Origin of the sequence: Streptomyces turgidiscabies Car8, from assembly GCF_000331005.1 — a bacterium.
In the GTDB taxonomy this organism is placed as follows: Bacteria; Actinomycetota; Actinomycetes; order Streptomycetales; family Streptomycetaceae; genus Streptomyces; species Streptomyces turgidiscabies.
This window is the reverse complement of the sequence record NZ_AEJB01000138.1, coordinates 14493-32138: the sequence shown is the minus strand read 5'-3', so window position 1 is coordinate 32138 and position 17646 is coordinate 14493. Positions and strand designations below refer to the sequence as shown.

General features: G+C 67.2%; 14 protein-coding genes. 7 read left to right on the top strand and 7 right to left on the bottom strand.

Annotated elements, in window-relative coordinates; all coding sequences use genetic code 11:
- Positions 1-59 precede the first annotated feature (59 nt).
- From STRTUCAR8_RS08880 to STRTUCAR8_RS08860, 5 genes are all read right to left on the bottom strand, one after another.
- Positions 60-2480, bottom strand: a complete 2421-nt coding sequence (locus STRTUCAR8_RS08880; RefSeq protein ID WP_006375219.1) for a glycoside hydrolase family 3 N-terminal domain-containing protein — start codon at positions 2478-2480, stop codon at positions 60-62.
- Positions 2481-2506: 26 nt separating this feature from the next.
- Positions 2507-4342 carry a glycoside hydrolase family 3 protein gene (locus STRTUCAR8_RS08875; RefSeq protein ID WP_006375196.1) on the bottom strand — a complete coding sequence of 612 codons (1836 nt, stop codon included), beginning with the start codon at positions 4340-4342 and terminating at the stop codon, positions 2507-2509.
- A gap of 136 nt (positions 4343-4478) precedes the next feature.
- Positions 4479-5393 carry a carbohydrate ABC transporter permease gene (locus tag STRTUCAR8_RS08870; protein WP_006375209.1) on the bottom strand — a complete coding sequence of 305 codons (915 nt, stop codon included), beginning with the start codon at positions 5391-5393 and terminating at the stop codon, positions 4479-4481.
- Positions 5390-6469: a carbohydrate ABC transporter permease gene (locus tag STRTUCAR8_RS08865; protein ID WP_006375201.1), complete on the bottom strand. Its 1080-nt coding sequence runs from the start codon at positions 6467-6469 to the stop codon at positions 5390-5392. Before STRTUCAR8_RS08865 ends, STRTUCAR8_RS08870 begins: the two co-directional genes overlap by 4 nt.
- A 71-nt stretch (positions 6470-6540) precedes the next feature.
- Positions 6541-7815 carry an ABC transporter substrate-binding protein gene (locus STRTUCAR8_RS08860; RefSeq protein ID WP_044471885.1) on the bottom strand — a complete coding sequence of 425 codons (1275 nt, stop codon included), beginning with the start codon at positions 7813-7815 and terminating at the stop codon, positions 6541-6543.
- A 266-nt stretch (positions 7816-8081) separates the two neighbouring features.
- Between STRTUCAR8_RS08860 and STRTUCAR8_RS08855 the strand changes: the two genes are divergently transcribed.
- The 5 genes from STRTUCAR8_RS08855 (at position 8082) to STRTUCAR8_RS49475 (ending at position 14167) form a co-directional block, all read left to right on the top strand.
- On the top strand, positions 8082-8732 hold the full coding sequence (locus STRTUCAR8_RS08855; protein WP_006375198.1) for a TetR/AcrR family transcriptional regulator: 651 nt from the start codon (positions 8082-8084) through the stop codon (positions 8730-8732).
- 534 nt (positions 8733-9266) lie between these two features.
- Positions 9267-10700 carry a GH1 family beta-glucosidase gene (locus STRTUCAR8_RS08850; RefSeq protein WP_006375193.1) on the top strand — a complete coding sequence of 478 codons (1434 nt, stop codon included), beginning with the start codon at positions 9267-9269 and terminating at the stop codon, positions 10698-10700.
- Positions 10701-10901: 201 nt separating this feature from the next.
- A complete protein-coding gene (locus STRTUCAR8_RS08845) occupies positions 10902-12467 on the top strand; it encodes an endo-1,4-beta-xylanase (protein WP_234372698.1) in 1566 nt (521 codons plus the stop codon).
- Between the two features lie 45 nt (positions 12468-12512).
- Entirely contained in the window at positions 12513-12707 is a 195-nt protein-coding gene (locus STRTUCAR8_RS08840; RefSeq protein ID WP_006375214.1) for a hypothetical protein, read from the top strand.
- The gene (locus STRTUCAR8_RS49475) at positions 12704-14167 is read left to right on the top strand and encodes a Gfo/Idh/MocA family protein (RefSeq protein ID WP_006375218.1); all 1464 of its coding nucleotides are present in this window, start codon (positions 12704-12706) and stop codon (positions 14165-14167) included. Before STRTUCAR8_RS08840 ends, STRTUCAR8_RS49475 begins: the two co-directional genes overlap by 4 nt.
- Positions 14168-14553: 386 nt before the next feature.
- Here STRTUCAR8_RS49475 and STRTUCAR8_RS08830 read toward each other — a convergent pair whose 3' ends face one another.
- Positions 14554-15090 (bottom strand): TetR/AcrR family transcriptional regulator, encoded by a 537-nt coding sequence (locus STRTUCAR8_RS08830; RefSeq protein ID WP_006375208.1) that lies wholly within the window; start codon positions 15088-15090, stop codon positions 14554-14556.
- A gap of 119 nt (positions 15091-15209) precedes the next feature.
- On the opposite strand from STRTUCAR8_RS08830, the gene STRTUCAR8_RS08825 reads away from it, so the two are divergent.
- On the top strand, positions 15210-15896 hold the full coding sequence (locus STRTUCAR8_RS08825; RefSeq protein ID WP_006375190.1) for an SDR family oxidoreductase: 687 nt from the start codon (positions 15210-15212) through the stop codon (positions 15894-15896).
- 414 nt (positions 15897-16310) lie between these two features.
- Here STRTUCAR8_RS08825 and STRTUCAR8_RS08820 read toward each other — a convergent pair whose 3' ends face one another.
- Positions 16311-17165, bottom strand: a complete 855-nt coding sequence (locus STRTUCAR8_RS08820) for an enoyl-CoA hydratase/isomerase family protein (RefSeq protein WP_006375204.1) — start codon at positions 17163-17165, stop codon at positions 16311-16313.
- A gap of 99 nt (positions 17166-17264) precedes the next feature.
- Between STRTUCAR8_RS08820 and STRTUCAR8_RS08815 the strand changes: the two genes are divergently transcribed.
- Positions 17265-17636, top strand: a complete 372-nt coding sequence (locus tag STRTUCAR8_RS08815) for a nuclear transport factor 2 family protein (protein ID WP_006375200.1) — start codon at positions 17265-17267, stop codon at positions 17634-17636.
- The last annotated feature ends 10 nt before the right edge of the window (positions 17637-17646 follow it).

Genomic DNA, 17646 nt, shown 5'->3' with positions numbered 1-17646 from the left:
CCCACGGGCTGCTGGAGGCGCCGGCTGTGCGGCGGCGCTTGGGGCGACGGTCCTGCGCGTCACGTCCCGGTCGCGGGGCGCGCGGTCCTGGTGGCATGGGTCAGGTAGACCCTCCGGTCTGTGACGTCCGCGGTGTCGCCGACGACATCCAGGCGGCTGCGCATGGAGAGGTCGCCCGACGACGAGCCGATCGAGATCCACATCGGTCCCGGGTCCACTACCCACCTGTCGTCATGAGACAGGTAGGCCAAGAGGGGAAGTTCCAATGCGAACTTCACCGTCGCCTGATCTCCTGGCTGGAGTTCGAGACGATGGAACCCTGCGAGTTGGAGCGCCGGCCGCGAGATGCCGGGGGCATCGTCCTCGACGTAGAGCTGGACGAGTTCCACGCCCGGGCGGTCGCCGGTGTTCTTGACGGTGACGGTGATGTCGACTGTGCCGTCGGTTGCGAGCGACGTGCTGCTCAGATTGAGGTCGGAGTGGACGAAGCGTGTGTACGTCAGGCCGTGGCCGAACGGATAGAGCGGTGCCGCGGACTCGTCCACGTATCCGCCGTGCGGGTCGCCTTCACGATGGCGGTAGCCGCTGCCGAATCGCTGGCCGGCGTGGATGGGGACCTGCCCGCCGGCGCGTGGGATCGTGTAGGGCAGGCGTCCTTGCGGCTCGGCCGCGCCGGTCAGGATGTCCGCGACGGCCCGGGCGCCGAACTGTGCGCCGTAGTACCCGAGCACGATGGCGTCCAGTGAGGGCTCCACGTCACCAAGGGCGAGAGGGCGGCCGGAGAAGATCAGGCCGACGGTCGCCTTGTCGAGCGCGGCGATCTCGTGCACGAGCCGACGCTGCACATCCGGCAGTCGCACATCGACGCTGTCCGCGGCCTCGCCCTCGGTGCGTTCGCCGAAGAACCACCGGGCCAGACCGCCGAGCGCCATGACGACGATGTCGGCGTCACGCGCGGCCTCAACAGCGGCATTGATCTCCTCGGCGCCATCGGTGATCCCACATCCCGCGGCGACGGTGATCTGCGCGTCGGGCAGGGCGGCCCGCAACGCGTCCGCGAGGGAGACCGCTCCGTACCGCGTGCGGGCGAACTCGTCCTCGTCCATGGCGAGGAGGTCGCCGATCTCCTGGTGCACGTAGGCGTCGTCAGGGCCGAAGGTGTCGAGGTCCTCGACGCCGACCATGGAACTCGTCTTGCCTCTCAGCATGGCTCGGGTGAGTTCGATGAAGGAGGGAAAGGTGTACGGGGCGAACGCCGCGCCGACCCGGTCGGCGTGCGGGCCGACGAGGGCGATGCGCGGGGCTCCGCTGAGGGGAAGTACCCCGTCGGCGTTCTTGAGCAGGGTGACGGACTCGCGTGCCAGGCGCAGGGAGAGGTCGCGTCCTTCCTGCGCCACGGACATGATCTCCACCGGGTCGGCCTCGACGTACGGGTTCTCGAACAGGCCCAGTTGGAACTTGTGCGTCAGTACACGCAGCACAGACTCGTCGACCATCGTCTCGGGGATGCCGCCGTCGCGGACGGCCTCGATCAGACTGTCCCCATAGCCGAACGGCCCGGGCAGCTCCACGTCGATACCCGCCCGCAGAGCCAGCTCGCCGGCCTCGCGTGCGTCGCGCGCCGCGCGCTGGTGGTTCACGAGGCCCTCGATCGAGCCCCAGTCCGACACCACGGTCCCGTCGAAGCCGAGCTGCTCGCGCAGCAGCTCGCGGAACACGCGGGGGTCGGCGGCCGCGGGCACTCCGTCCCAGTCGGCGAGCGAGGTCATGATCGAGCCGAGCCCTGCGAGCTGGATGGCGGCGGCGAAGGGGCGCGCGTACACCTCGCGCAGCTCCCTTGCTCCCATCTGCACGGTCGCTGTGTTGAGACCGGCCTCGCTCATGGCGTACCCGAGGAAGTGCTTGCCGGTGGCGATGACGCCGTCCACGAACGACTCGCCCTGGAGATTCCGTACGAAGGGCACTCCGAGCGCGCTGACCAGGTACGGATCCTCGCCGTAGGTCTCGTGCACGCGGCCCCAACGCGCGTCACGGGCGACGTCGAGGAGCGGCGACAGGGCGTGGTGCAGTCCCACGGATCGCATCTGCCGGCGCGTGAGCGCGGCCATCTCGCCCACCGCGGCGGTGTCCCAGGTGGCGGCCAGAGCGATCGCCGTGGGAAATGCCGTGAAGGTTGGCGCGTTCACGCCGTTGAGCGCTTCGATGTGCATGATCGCCGGAACGCCCAGGCGGGTGTTCTCGACCAGATGCCGTTGCACGGCGTTGTTGAGGCGTGCGAGTTCGGCCGCGTTCGCCGGGAAGCCGCCCATGTGAGGTTCGACGTAGCCGATGCCGTTGGCGAGCTTGGCCGCGGCGACGTCCGGGCGGATGCCCTTGGCGTCGAAGAGCATTGTCGGGATAAGTGACGTCAGCTGCGCGACCTTTTCGTGCATGGTCATCCGACCGAGCAGCGCGGCGGCGCGGGAACGCGCGTCATTCATGGCGTGATCCTTATGTGTGAAAGGCATCAGATGTCCAGTCCCGAACCCAGGGGGAACAGCGGGGCCAGGGTGCTCGCAGGCGCGTCGGGCGCGGACTCGCGTACGGCCTGCATCGAACGAGGCAGCTCGACGGGGAGCCTGCCCTCGGGGGCGATGCGGCCGGTGAGGGCGGCGAGCAGGGCGTCGTCCGAGACGCCGAAGGTGACGGTGAGGCCGGCCAGCGCGTCGATGAGCGGAGTGAGGATTGCCGGGCGGTCCAGGGCGACATCCACGATGAGCGGGGCCTGTTGGGCGATCATGCGCAGTCGGTGCACCAGGCCGGGCGACAGTTCGAGGGACCCCTGGTGGAAGTACGACTCCAGGAACAGGTCGTCCCGTGGTTCGAAGGGGGCCTCGATGCGCACGATGGCGAGGTCCGCCTCCAGCGGTGTGGCTGTGGGAGTGACGGCCCGGGCAAGGGTGTCCGGATCAATGCCTTCCGCGTACACGCGTGCACTCCGGCTGAGGGGGAGCAGTGGCGCACCACCGACGACGGAGTTCTTGAGCACGGTGACCGACCGGGTCTGCGTCTCCAGAGCGATCCGCCGGGTCTCGGCGTTGCCCACGATGGCCTCGGCGGCGTCCTCGTCGACGAAGGGGTTGTCGAAGAGGCCGAGCCGGAACTTGATCAGCAGGACGCGGCGCGCCGACTCGTCGATTCTGCTCTCCGCGACCACGCCGCCGCGCACGAGGTCGAGCAGCAGGTCCGTGCACTGTTCGCCGCCGAACTGGTCGGCGCCGGCGTCGAGGATCTTGACGAGGCGCTCGCGGGAGTCGAGCCCCTCGACTCCCCACGCGCGGGCGGGCAGGACCTGGTCCCCGACGAGGTTGTCGTTCACCAACTCCCAGTCCGTGATGATCAACCCGTCGTAGCCGAGCTTCTCGCGCAACAGCCCGGTGAGGATCTGCTTGTTGTATCCGAACCCGACCTCCTCGATCGGCTCGCCGTCGATCTCCAGCCCGACCGGCATCCCGTAGTAGGGCATGACCGCTGCGGTGTCCTGCTCGACCGCGGCGACGAACGGATGCAGGTGCTCGTCGAACGCCCCGCTGGGGTAGACCTGTTCGCGGCCGTAGGGGAAATGGGCGTCCTCGCCGTCCAGTTGCGCGCCGGCACCGGGGAAGTGCTTGGTGACACAGGCGACGCTGTTCGAGTCCAGGGTGGTGCCCTGGAAGCCTTCGAGGTACGCGCGTGTGTACGCCACCACGAGATCGGTGTCGGCGCCGAAGGTCTGGAGCTGGCGTGCCCACCTGGGCTCGCTGGCCAGGTCGACCTGGGGATGCAGCGCCATGCGGATTCCCACAGCGCGGTACTCGTCGCGCGCCCGTCGCGCGAACTCGCGTACGACATCCGGGTCGCGAAGCGCCGCGAGGCCGAGCCCGTCGGGCCACTGCGAGAACGGGCCCGCCGTGAACGACGCCCCGACGTTCTCCAGAAAGCTGTGTCGCGGGTCGGTGGAGATCGTCACCGGGATGCCGTGCGGTGTCTTCTCGGCGAGCCGTTGGACTGCGTTGTTCCATCGTGCGGCCGCCCGGGCGTCTTCGATGCGGTGCACGTTGAAGTGGTTCATCGCCCTGGCGAGGATCACCTCGCTGGTGGGCGACTTGCTGATCGCGCCGGGTTCTTCGAGCAAGGTGCCTTCAGGGCCGATCTCGATGACCGTGTGGAAGAGGAGACCGACCTTCTCTTCGAGTGAGAGCCGGGACAACAGGTCCTCGGTGCGTTCCTCGGCGCTGAGCCGCGGGTCCTCGTAAGGGTCCATGCGGCCGTTGCCGTTGAGGTCGCGGAATGCGATGCGGTCCGGTGCGGTCGTGTCGTGCATGGGGGGTAGGTAGTTCCTCTCGGATTCGTCTCCGGGGCCTCGGGGGCGGCCTCGGCGAGGTGGGGGGCTCGGACTCAGCGGCAGCGCACCGCACCGCAGCGCAATACGGTCCGGGCGGGTGCTGCGGCCGACAGCGTCACCCCTTGATGGCTCCCTGCATGACGCCGGCGACGAGCTGCTTGCCGAGGATGACGAACAGCAGCAGCAGCGGCACCACCGACACGAGCACGCCGGTCATGATCAGGGGGATGTCCTTGAAGAACCCGGTTTGCAGCAGTTGCAGCGCGACGGGCAGCGTCGGGTTGGTCGTTCCGAGCACGATCGACGGCCAGAAGAAGTTGGTCCACGCCCCGATGAAGGTGAACAGTCCGAGCATCGCCAACGCGGGTCTGGCGGCCGGCAGCGCGATGGACCGGAAGATCCGGAAGGTCGACGCACCGTCGATACGGGCGGCTTCGATGAGCTCATAGGGTAGGGCCGCCGAGAGGTACTGCGTCATCCAGAACACCCCGAAGGCGGATGCGAGGCCAGGGATGATCACTGCCCACAGGCTTCCCGTCAGTCCCAGTTCGCGCATGACGATGAACAGCGGCACCACGCCCAGCTGTGTCGGGACCGCCATGGTGGCCACGACGAACGCGAGAAGACCGGCCCGCCCTTTGAACCGAAGCTTCGCGAAGGCGAAGCCCGCCAGCGTGGACAGGAACACGACCGCGACAGCCGTCGTCACCGAGACGAAGACGGAATTCCAGACCGCACGCGGGAGATCGATGTCGGACTCGAAGACGCGTACGAGGTTGTCGCCCAGCTGCCCGCCCGGGATCAGCGAGGGGATCGGGTGCTGCGCGACCTCCGCCGACGTCGACGACGCGAGCAGGAACGTGTAGTAGAGCGGGAAGATCGAGATGAGCGCGATCACGGTGAGGACGACGTACGTCATCCGTCCGGGCCGGCGCGCGGCGCCGTGATCCCGCCCGCGGCGGCGTGCCGCCGCCCGGGCGGCACCGCGGCCGGATGTCTGCTCGATGTACGGGACGGAGGGCCTGGTCACGTGCTGCTCCCGGGTGAGTCACCGGATGACGCGGAGGAGGCGGGCGTAACAACTGCTGCCCCGCTCGCGTCTCGTCGGGCGGCGCGGCGCGCCTTTCGGGGGACGGCGACCGGATCGTCGCCGGAGGCGATGCGGCGCGACAGCCAGTTGCTGACCAGCGCGAACACGATGATGAGCAGGAAGAGCAGCCAGGCGACGGCTGCGGCGCGGCCCAGCCTCTGCTGATTCCAGCCGAGCTCGTACAGGTACAGAGTGATCGTCTTCCACTGCCCAGAGCTCCCGCCGAGCCCCTGCGTGTCGTACAGCCGCGGCTCGTCGAAGATCTGCAGGCCGCCGATCGTGGACGTGATCACGACGAAGATGATCGTCGGACGCACGGACGGCACCGTGACGGAGACGAACTGCCGCACCCGGCCCGCTCCGTCGAGGATTGCCGCTTCGTACAGGTCGCGGGAGATCGCCTGCATGGCGGCCAGCAGCACGAGCGTGTTGAAGCCGGTCCACCGGAAGTTGACCATGTTGGCGATGACGATGTGCGCCGGCGTGCTGTCCCGGTGCCAGCCGATCGGGTCCACTCCCACGTGCGCAAGCAGCGCGTTGACCAGGCCGGACTGATCAGCGAACATGCGCGAGAAGATGAGCGTCACGGCGACCGGAGCGATGACGTACGGGAGCAGGACCCCCATTCGCCAGAAGGTCCGTGCCCGGATGTTCGCGTGCAGGAGGCTGGCGAGCACGAGAGCGATCGCGATCTGAGGAACCGTCGACAGCAGGAAGATGCTGACGGTGTTGCCCAGCGAGTCCCAGAACACCGGTTGGTCGAGGACGAAGGTGAAGTTGTCGAGTCCGACGAAGTCGCCCTGGCCGCCGATGAGGTCCCAGTCGTGCAGCGAGACGTAAGCGGTATACAGCAGGGGAAACAGGCCGACGAGCCCGAACAGGATGAAGAACGGTGAGATGTAGGCGTACGGCGACGCCTTCATGTCCCAGCGGCCCAGGCGCTGACGCCACCGTGACGGCGGGCGTGGAGGAGTGACGTCCACCAGGGGTGACGCGCTCGCAGCCGAGTGGCGCATACGCTCTTCCTTCAGTGGTGACTCGGGGACGCCCTGTGCGGCGGGCGCCCTCGAATGTTCGGACCAACCGATCACTTCAGCGCATCCAGAGCGTCGACGAACATGTCCCACGACTCCTTGGCGGAGTGGGTCTTGTCCACGGAGACGCGGTTGATGGCGTCATTGAACGCCGCGGCGATCGCGAAGTAGTTCTCGCCCCTGTACGGCACCATGGTGATGTTCGAGGCGCGTTCGGTGAGGATCTTTCCCACGGGCGCATCGTTGAAGAAGGGCTCGGTCACCTTCTGCACTTCCGGGCTCTTCTGCGCCTCGATCTGACTGGGGAAGTTGCCCGACGCCTTGAACGCCTTCGTCTGCTGCTCAGGGGCGGTGAGCCACTCTGCGAGCGCCTGCGCCTCCTTGGGGTGCTTCGACTGCTTCGGCACGCTCAGGTACGAACCGCCACTGTTGACACCGCCGTTGGGATAGACGTCGGCCACATCCCATCCCCTGACTCCGGCCGCATTGCCCTTGATGACGCCGAGCATCCACGACGGCGCGAGCATGACCGCGAACTTGTCTTTCTGGAACGCGCTCACCCAGTCCTCGCTCCACCGCGCCAGATGGGCCGAGAGGTCCTCGTGCGAGGTCACCGTGTCGTAGATGTTCCGCAGATCCTTGTTCTTGTCCGCGATGATGTCGCCGGTCTTCGGGTCCTCCCACAGCACCCTGTACTGGTCGGCCCAACTCGTCGCTACCGAGGCCGACGCGTCGTAGAACGCCGGTCCCGTCCTGGCATCCACGAACCGCTTGCCGACGGCGAAGAAATCGTCCCACGTCGCGTCGTCACCTCCGAAGAGTTCGGCGACCTTTTCACGATCGGTCGGCAGGCCGGCCGCCTTGAACAGGTCGCTGCGGTAAGCGATGGTCTGCGGACCTATGTCGGTCGCGTATCCGAGCAGCTTGCCGTCGGCCGTGGATGCGAGCTTTGTGTTCCAGTCCTTCCAGCGGCCCTCCACCTTTGGAGAGGTCAGGTCCACGAAGTTGTCGGGGTGCTTGAGGAGCTGCTGCATCCAGCCGCCTTCGACACCAATGACATCGGCGAGACCCGAGCCCGCGCCGAGGGCGGTCTGGAACTGCTCCTTGGCCTCGTCGCTGGTAGCGAAGCGGTTGTGCTTGATCGTGATGTCGGGGTGGAGCTTCTGGTACTCCTTCAGGAGACCGGCGTAACCCCACTCGCTGAAGGTCGAGATGTTGAGGGTGATCTTGCCGTCGGCGTCGCCGCTGTCGCTCGATCCGCAGCCGGCAGTGACGGCGGTCAACACGACCGCTGCAAGCACAGCGAGGGACCTTCGAATGGATCGCATCTGTACTCCTATGTCCAGGCGGTGTGCCGTGATTCCGGCGGCGCCAAGTAGCAGCCCCCGGGCAATGCAAGCTCCCGCGAGGTGCGCGAACCCCGTCACCCGAACGTCGCGCACGCCGCTGCGTACCCGGCTGAGATGTCGTCCCGGATGTCGTGGTGGCCGTCAGTATCACGTAACACATTTCACCTGACAAGTTTTCGTAGAGTTTTCATCGTCACGCCCACACCCGGGCCGGACGCGACACCGCCTCGCTGTATGTTGAAGGCATGGCGGAACTCACCGGGCCTCGCGGGCCCTATCGCAAGGGGCTCCAGCGCCGCCGGGAGATCATCGCCGCTGCAGCCGAGCTCTTTGCCGAATCCGGATATGTGCATTCGTCGATGCGTGAGCTCGCCAGGCGGATGCGTCTCACGCAGACAGGGGTGCTCCATCACTTCGCCGACAAGGAAGAGCTCCTGGTCGAAGTGCTCAACCTGCGGGACTCGTCGGTCGCCGACCACCTGTCGGAGCTGCATGCCACGGATGTCGCGACCCGGTCGCGGGAGGTCGCGCGTCACTCCGCGGAGCATGAGGGGCTGACGTCCCTGTTCATCATCCTCTCCGCCGAGGCGATCGATCGCGATCACCCGGCGCACGCCTACTTCGCCGAGCACTACCGCGCGGCCCAGACGCAGACGCTCGATCCCGGCCCCGCTGCTGCCGAGGGTGCGCCGATGGGGGTCAGTGCGGAGGTGATCGCCACTTTGGGGATCGCCGTGCAGGACGGACTTCAGCTCCAGCGGCGCTATCGGGAAGACGTGGATGTGGTCGAGGCCGTCGATGCCTTCTGGCGCCTTGTGGCGGCCGCTCGCGCGCACTGGGCCCAGCAGGCGACTTCGCAGGACGCCGACCGGGGCGACGGCGGCGACGTCGGCTGAACTTCGGTCGCGATCCGCTGCATTCGGTGATTGTGGGGGAGATGCTGGCGGATGCTCCAGGTCGCATCCGGTAGTTGCTCAACGGCCGGCGTATCTCACCGCGTTCGCCAGCGCCGCGAACCTGAACTTCGGCACGCGTAAAGCCTGGCGTTAGCCGCCTACGCGGCGATGCGCGCCGAAGGTGGCGCCGACCGCCAGTCCGCTTGGTGCACCCTGACGCTTCGTCAGCGTATGGCTCAACTTGCCGCCCAATCCGGGAAGCGGCTGGCGCGCGCCCTGGAAGTGCTGGGCGATTTCGGCACGTTGTGCGCTGCGAGGAGCGCCACGGATCGCGTTCGGACGAGTAACGGACTGCCGGGGCGATCCTCGCTGCCCCTCGGCGGGCGGTGCGACGCGCGGGGCATTGAAGTCCGGCCGGTCCTCGACAGTCGAGGTATTCGCGCATGTGAATGTGAAGTTCGTGCTGACACGCCTCTGTGCCGATAACTGTTCGGCTGATAGGTTTTGGCGCCACGTCACCAGAGAGGCTGTTCCATGTATCGCGACACGACCGTCCGCGGGCACCTGACGTTCCCGCCCGACTTCATCCTCGGCGCCGCGACCGCCGCGTATCAGATCGAGGGCGGCACGAAGGAGGGCGGGCGGGGCCCGTCCATCTGGGACACGTTCAGCCACACGCCGGGGAAGACCGCCGACGGCGCGACCGGTGACGTCGCCGCGGACCACTACCACCTCGTCGAGACCGACCTCGACCTGATGGCCTCGCTCAAGCTCGGCGCCTACCGCTTCTCCATCTCCTGGCCGCGCGTGATGCCCACCGGCGAGGGCGAAGTCAACCCGGAAGGGCTGGAGTTCTACTCGCGGCTCGTCGACGGTCTTCTTGCGCGCGGCATCAAGCCGATCGTGACGCTCAACCACTGGGACCTGCCGCAGGCGCTGGAGGACCGCTACGGCGGCTGGCGCGGCCGTGAGACCGCATTCGCCTTCGAGAAGTACGCGGAGATCGTCGGGGCGGCCCTCGGCGACCGGGTCGCCATCTGGTCGACCCACAACGAGCCGTGGAACAACTCGTTCGCCGGCTACGGCAGTGGCGCGTTCGCGCCCGGCGTGAAGAGCCATGCGGACGCACTCAAGGCCGCGCACCATCTGAACCTTTCCCACGGACTGGCTGTGGCGGCACTTCGGCGCACCGTCACGAACCCCGAGGCGCAGCTGTCTGTAGTGCTGAACATCTTCCGCATCGAAGCCGAAACCCCTGAGGACGCCGAGGCTGCGCGTCGCCTCGATGCGGTGGCCAACCGCGTGTTCACCGGGCCGATGCTCCGAGGTGAGTACCCGGCCGACCTCCTCGCTGACACCAGGTCCTTCACGGACTGGGACTTCGTGCTCCCGGGCGACCTGGAGATCTGCCACCAGCCGCTCGACCTGCTCGGGGTGAACTACTACGAGGTCGCGCACGTCCGTGAGAAGCGGGACTTCGACCCCAGCACGGAAAGCGCCGGCGGCACTTCCTTTCCGGGCTCCGAGCGCATCGAGTACGTACGCCGCGGCGACCTGGGACGAACGGCGATGGACTGGGGGATCGAACCGCGAGGGCTGGAAGACCATCTGGTCGCTCTCTCCGAGGAGTTCCCCGCGTTGCCGATCATGGTGATGGAGAACGGCGCGGCCTTCGAGGATACGGTCGGCGAATCGGATGGCCGGTGCGTGGTAGTCGACCGCGACCGGACCCAGTTCCTCATCGATCACGTGACGGCGACTCACCGCGCTTGGGAGCGGGGCGCCCACGTGGTCGGTTACCTCGTCTGGTCGCTGCTCGACAACTTCGAATGGGCCATGGGCTACGGCCCTCGCTTCGGCATCGTCCGTGTCGACTACGACACCCAGGAACGCATTCCGAAACTTAGCGCGCACTGGTTCGCCGAACTCTGCGCCACGAAGGTCGTCCCGGCCCTCGCCGGCCACTGAGCGACCGCCTCAACTACCGCACTCTGTCATGCCGCAGAGGCGGTGTCGGGCCGAGCCGCGCTCGCGGCCACCGGGACAGCACACGGTTCATCTCCCCGGATGCCGCAGCGCCTCGGGTCATCCCTCAACAGGAAAGCGAGACACCGTTCAATGAGAATGCACCGCATAGGCGCGGCGCTCGCAACCGTCACCATCGGGCTCATGACCGTGGTCTTCCCGACCGCCAGCGCCTCAGCTGCCTCAGACACCACGGACACCACCCTCCGCGAACTGGCCGCGAAAGAAGGGATTCTCATCGGCTCGGGGGCGACCAATCCCAACTATCTCGACGAACCCCAGTTCGGCGAGACGCTGGCGGAGCAGTTCGACAGCCTGTCGCCCGAGAACGAGCTCAAGTGGAACTTCGTCCAACCGCTGAAGGATGACTTCGAGTTCGCCGGCCTCGACAAGCTCGTCAAGTTCGCCGAGGATCATGACATGGCTGTGAAAGGCCACGGCCTCATCTCCGGTTGCTGCAATCCTGACTACGTCACGCAGGCAACCGACCCTGACGAGCTCCGTTCCGTGATGAAGACCCACTTCAACACGATCATGGATCGCTACCACGGGAAGATGGACCGGTGGGACGTCGTGACCGAACCGTTCTCCACCTTCGGCGGGACCGGACTCGTGCAGAACGACTTCTACAAGGTCCTCGGCCCCGACTACATTGCGGAAGCGTTCCGCATCGCGCACGCCGCGGACCCCGACGCCAAGCTGTTCATCAACGAGTCGTTGGTGGAGTTCTATCCGGAGAAGCGCCAGGAACTTTATGACCTGGTGGCCGATCTGGTAGCCGACGGTGTGCCCATCGACGGGGTGGGCTTCGAGATGCACGAGACCCTGGCGGGTCCCGAGCCCGGGGTCATCACGCAGATGGCGAAGTCCTACCAGGCGCTCGGACTTGACGTCGCCGTCACCGAACTCGACGTACACACCTATGACGTGGATCAGCAGACGCAGATCTACGGGGACGTCATGGCCGAGGCGCTGGCGGCAGGAATCCGGGACATCAGCTTCTGGGGCTTCACCGACAAGCACGCCTACACCTGGCTGCCGGGCGCGAAGCCGCTCATGTTCGACGAGGAGTACAACCCCAAGCCCGCGTACCACGCCACGCGCGACGCTCTGCGGAACTTCGTCTCCGCGCCCTCGGCTCCCGGCGCCGGCGCCCTCAAGAACACCAGCGGATGGACGCGCGGCCTCCACGACGGCAACTACAGCGTGACGATGAACCTCTGGCACGGCACTCCGGGCAGCTTCTACCGTCTGTACGAGAACGACAAGCTCGTCTCCGCGCGGGTGCCGGACAGAGCCGGCGGCACTTCGCAGTCAGTCGAGACCACATTCAAGGACAAGGCCAACGGTACCTACGTGTACCGGGCCGAACTGATCAACTCGAAGGGCACGACAGCCACGAACACCACGACCGTCACGGTCACGGATGCCGCACCGGGCAAGCCCGTGGTCAGTCACGACAACTGGGACAACGACGGCACCTTCACCGCCACCGCGAATCTGTGGTGGGGTACGAACGCCACCTCCTACACCTTCTTCCTTGACGGAGCAGTCGTCGGCGAGGGTTCGTTGACCGCCCACACACCGAACGCCCAGTCAGCGAAGGTGACTCTGTCGGGAGTGGCGAAGGGAAAGCACAGCCTGAAGGCCGTCCTCACCAACGCCAAGGGGTCGACCGAGTCCGATCCGGTACAAGTCACCGTCAACTGACGCAGGGGCTGTGCCGGCCCGGTGCAGAGGGAGCAAGCGCCCGGTGTGACCGTACGCCAGGCGTTGGACGATGTTCCTCAACCCGACTGTCACCTCAGCCCAGGCGACCGCGAACCGCGGCACCGGCGGGCCCGTTCCCGCGCCCCGGACGGCTCCCGGCGCGCGAGCACCGGCCGCCGGATCGGCACCGGCGTGTACTGCTCCAGCGGACGCACCCGTTTCGTGATGGTCGGGCAGTGACAGACGCCCTGGACCTCGACGGAGACGACGTCGAGGAACTCCTGGGCGACGCGGTGCCCCTCCTGGCCATGTTGCAACCTTGCCCCAAGGGAAGGGTCAAGCGGGACGATGGTCGAGTGATCACCATCGGGCAGCCGGCCAAACAGGTCGGAGTGTCGGTCAAGACCAGCCGCGTCTGTCACGACAAGGGACTGCCACCTGAACCCGATCGCGATGCGTCCGGTTACCGGCGGTACGACGCGAACGCCACCATCGAACTGGTCAAGATCCGAACGCTCGCCGAAGCTCGCGTTCCCCTGGCCCGCATCCGGGACCTGAGATCAGCGACCGACAAGGAGGAGTTCCAGCACGCGCTTCACAAGATCGGCGACGAGCAACGACCGCCACTGAAGACAAGTTCCCATACACGGCCCCTGGCCCTCTCGGGCCGCCCGACAATCTACGGAGCTCTCATGTCGTTTCGCTGGGGCATCGCAGGCACCGGAACTATCGCGAACGGATTCGCCAATGCCCTGGGTCGGCTGCCGGACGCCCAACTGGTCGCCGTCGGCTCCCGCAACCGGGAGACGGCCGACGCGTTCGGTGAGAAGTTCGGCATTGCGCCCCGCCACCGGCACGGCTCGTACGAGGACCTTGCGGCCGACGGCAACGTCGACATCGTCTACGTGGCCTCGCCCCACTCGCACCACCACGAGCACACCCTGTTGTTCCTGAACGCGGGACGCCCCGTGCTGTGCGAGAAAGCCTTCGCGCTGGACGCCGCACAAGCCGCCGAGATGGCAGAAGTGGCCCGGGCGCGCGGCCTGTTCCTCATGGAGGCGATGTGGAGCCGGTTCCTGCCGGCCTACGTCAAGATCAGGGAACTGCTTTCCGAAGGCGCCATCGGCGAAGTCCAGTCCGTGGAAGCCGACTTCGGATTCCGGTTCCCGGCAGACCCCACGCACCGCTTGTTCGACCGTGCCCTCGGCGGGGGTGCCCTGCTCGACTTGGGCGTGTACCCGGTATCCCTTGCCAGCATGGTGCTGGGCACCCCCGACCGGCTCACGGCGTACGGCACGCTCGGCGAGACCGGTGTGGACGAGCACACCGCCGTCCTGTCCGGCTACTCCGGCGGCGCGGTCGCACTGACCCAGTGCTCGATGAGGGCCACACTCAGCTCCACGGCCCGGATCACCGGCACCGAAGGCCACATCGAGTTGCCGTTCATGATGCACTGCCCGGACGAACTGACTGTCCGGACACGTGATACCACCGAGCGCCTGAGTCTTCACGCCGCTCGCGACGGTGAGGACGACGACACGGCGGGCGGGGGTATGCACCACCAGGCCAGGCATGTCCAGGAGCGGCTGCTGGCCGGGGAGTCGGAGAGCGACATCATGCCGCTGGACGAGACCGTGGCGATCATGCGCACGCTCGACAGCGTGCGCGAGCAGATAGGGGTGCGGTACTTCGACCACTGACATCCCTGGAACGGCCACATGGATCTGCCAGTGGTGGTCCATGTGGTCCTGGCCCCCCACCCCCGGCCGTCGCGTGGACTCGCGGCAGGGCAGGGCGGCAATCCCCCGAGGATGGTGGAGCGGAGAGGACCTGTGGGCGAGGCGGTGGTCACGGCTACAACGCCGATCGACGACAGAGACAGCGCGGAGCGCCGGCTACACAGACGGAAAGAGCCCGTCGAAGACAGCACATGGGCGCGAGAGCCCAGGCCCACGCCGCTGAGGCCCTCTCCGTCGTCCGGTCCATACGGATCCCTGCGGATCAGCCAAAATGCTGACCACTTGGGGCTGACGGAGGAGACGGGTTCGTCAGCCTCGGGTATGCCATTCCGTCAGCTCCGGGGATGTCAGTCGCCTCGGCCCAGCGCCTTGCGGGCGGTGGCGAGGATCTCCTCGGAGACGGGTTCGCCCTTGGTCGCGCGTGCGAGGACGAGCGCGCCGACCATGGTGGACAGCCGACTGAGGCCGTCGTCCTGGTCCGTGGCGAGACGCTTTGCCATCTCGCTGACGCCCTCGCTGTACTGGCGCTGCGCTGCGGGACCGCCCTGACCGCGCGCGATGTCGGCTGCGAAGGCTGCCACGGGACAACCGCCGGCGACGTCGTCGCGGTGCTTGGTGGACAGATACGCGTCGATCTCGGCCTCAGGAGAGGCAGCCTCGGTCGCGGTGCCTCCGCCCGAGGCTGCGAAGGCGTGCGTGGTGGCCTCGTCGAAGAGCGCTTCCTTGGAGGCGAACTGCTTGTAGAAGCCGCCGTGAGTCAGGCCGGCTTTCTTCATCACCTCCACGACGCTGATCTGGCCTCCCTGCTCCTTGAAGAGTCGCGACGCGGCCTCGACGACGCGGCGCCGGTTCTCTTCCGCCTGCGCCTGCGATACCCGGCCCATCGCCCACCTCGCAAGTAGATTCCGCCTGCCATCTATGATGGCACGAGTTTAGATTACGCAAGTAATCTATTCGCGGGGGCCGTCGGTACGGCCTCTGAACCTACCGGAAGTGATGGATCATGGAACTCAAGGGTGCGACCGCTGTGGTGACCGGCGCCAACCGTGGGCTGGGACGCCGCCTGGCCGAGCAACTCGTGCAGCGCGGGGCGAAGGTGTACGCGGCTGCCCGCCGACCGGAGACCGTGGACCTGGACGGCGTCACGCCGCTGCGGCTCGACGTCACGGACGAGGCCACGATCCGGGAGGCCGCCCGTGTTGCGTCCGATGCGACGCTGCTGATCAATAATGCCGGCATCTCCCTCGGCACCCCGCTGATCGCCGGCGACCTGGCGGCCGTCCGCGCAGAGATGGGAACCAACTTCCACGGGCCGCTCGCCGTCACCCGCGAGTTCGCCCCGGTCATCGAGGCCAACGGCGGCGGAGCCGTCCTGAACATCCTCTCCGTGATCTCCTGGTGGCACCCGGCCCAGGCCGGCTCCTACGCGGCGTCCAAGGCCGCAGCCTGGGCGATGAGTAATGCCGTCCGAGAGGAACTGGCACCCCGAGGTATCACCGTCTCCGCGCTGCACGTCGGCCTGATGGACACCGACATGACCGCCGGTATGCCCACGGCGGACAAGGCGGACCCGGCCGACGTCGCCGCCCAGGCCCTGGACGGCATCGAAGCGGCCCTGCCCGAGATCCTCGCCGACGACGTCACCCGGCAGGTCAAGCAGGGTCTGTCCCAGATACACGCCCTCAGCTGAGCTCACCAGGGCTGCGATCCTCACCTGCTTGTCCACGGTGACCGGCCTGTGAAGGCCGCGGTTGCGGGCCCGCTTCACCACTCTGATCCACCCAGCAGATAACGGCCAGGAGACCGCCGTCGCGTCCACTGCCCGCGGGGCCCAACGGAAGGGGCGCATCCTTTCCGCTACCGGGCCCCGCCCTAGCGGCCGACGGCCCTCCGGGGGCAACGAGTGGCCCTATTCACGGCTGTGGTTCTGGCTCAAGTTCTGCGCTCTGTCGCTGATTTGGGGGTAGGTAATGATCGAGGGTAGGTGGGCCTCACCTTGGCGTGGGGGATGCGGTTCGCCTCGCTGACCTCCTTTTTGGGGAGCCGGAGTCGAGGTGGACGAGGTTGCGAGGCGGACCCCGGCGAGTTTTTCTCCCAGAGCACCTCACAGTTCACGATCCGCTGCGCACGGACTTGTACATCGCGAGGGCGTCGGCTGGTCGCGCGCTCTGGGCGACCAGACGAGATCATTCTCCGCGGAACACCGGAGTGCGTCGTTCCAGGCTCGCTTCGATGCCTTCGGCGCAGTCGTGGGTCGCCCACAGCCGTGTCTGTTCCACGAGTTCGTGTTCCAGCGCCTCGCGGACCGTGTTGCCATGTCCGCCCTCAGTGTCGCGCGGATGGACCGAACTGCGAGCGGTGCGGCCGCCGCCAGTGACCGGGCCCACTCCAGGGCGTTCTCGCGCTGGCGGCCGGGTGCCGAGAGCCGGTCGGCCAGTCCGATGTGGACGGCCTCTTCGCCTCCCACGCGCCGGCCGGTCATCAGCAGATCGGCCGCGACCCGCCGCCCGACGAGGTCGGGCAACGTCACACTCAGGCCGAACCCGTGGTGGAAGCCCAGCAACGCGAAGTTGGCGACGAACCGGCTCGACCGGTCCGCGACGCGGAAGTCCGCCGCGCAGGCCAGACCGAGTCCACCGCCGACCGCCGCGCCCTGAACGGCGGCGATCATCGGTGTGCCGATCTCGAACAACTGGACCGCCCGCCGGTAGAGCCGCTCCGACACAGTGACCCGGTCCTGCTCGAACCCGCCACCGGCACCGAAGTCCGCTCCCGCGCAGAAGTGCTTGCCCGTCGACGCCAGGACCAGGGCCCGGCACCTCGGGTCGTCGTCGAGTTCGCGGGCCGCGTCGACGAGCTTCCCGATGAGCTGCTCGTCGAAGAAGTTCGACGGTGGCCGGCGCAGCTCCAGCAATCCGACGCCGTCTCGAAGAACAACCGAAAGATCCGAACTCGTCATGGAACCACCCTGCCCAGCCGATCGCCGGGCCACCGGCAAACCGTCCGGTGAGTGGACAGTCGCACCCCACGACGACACGAGCGGAGGCACATTCGGGATGTGGAGATCACCAACACCCTGTCCTCGTTCGCACGTCTGGCCGACGAAGGACGGCTCGAGGAGCTCGGAAACCTGTTCACCGCGGACATCGAGTGGTCGATGCCCGGAGCAATCTGGCGTGGCCGCGCGGAGGTCCTTTCGGGCCTGGGGTCGATGCGCGATCTCGGCCATGCCGGGCCGGATTCGGGCAACCGGCATGTGATCACCAACCTGGAGGTGTATGTCGACCCCGACCGGGCCACGGCACGCTCTTACTTCCTGCTGGTGAGCCAAGGCACCCCGGCCGCGATCCTGGCCGTCGGCTTCTGCCACGACGAACTGCTGCACGAGCACGGCCAGTGGCTCATCGCCCGGCGAGAAGTCACGACCTGAAGCCGTCCAC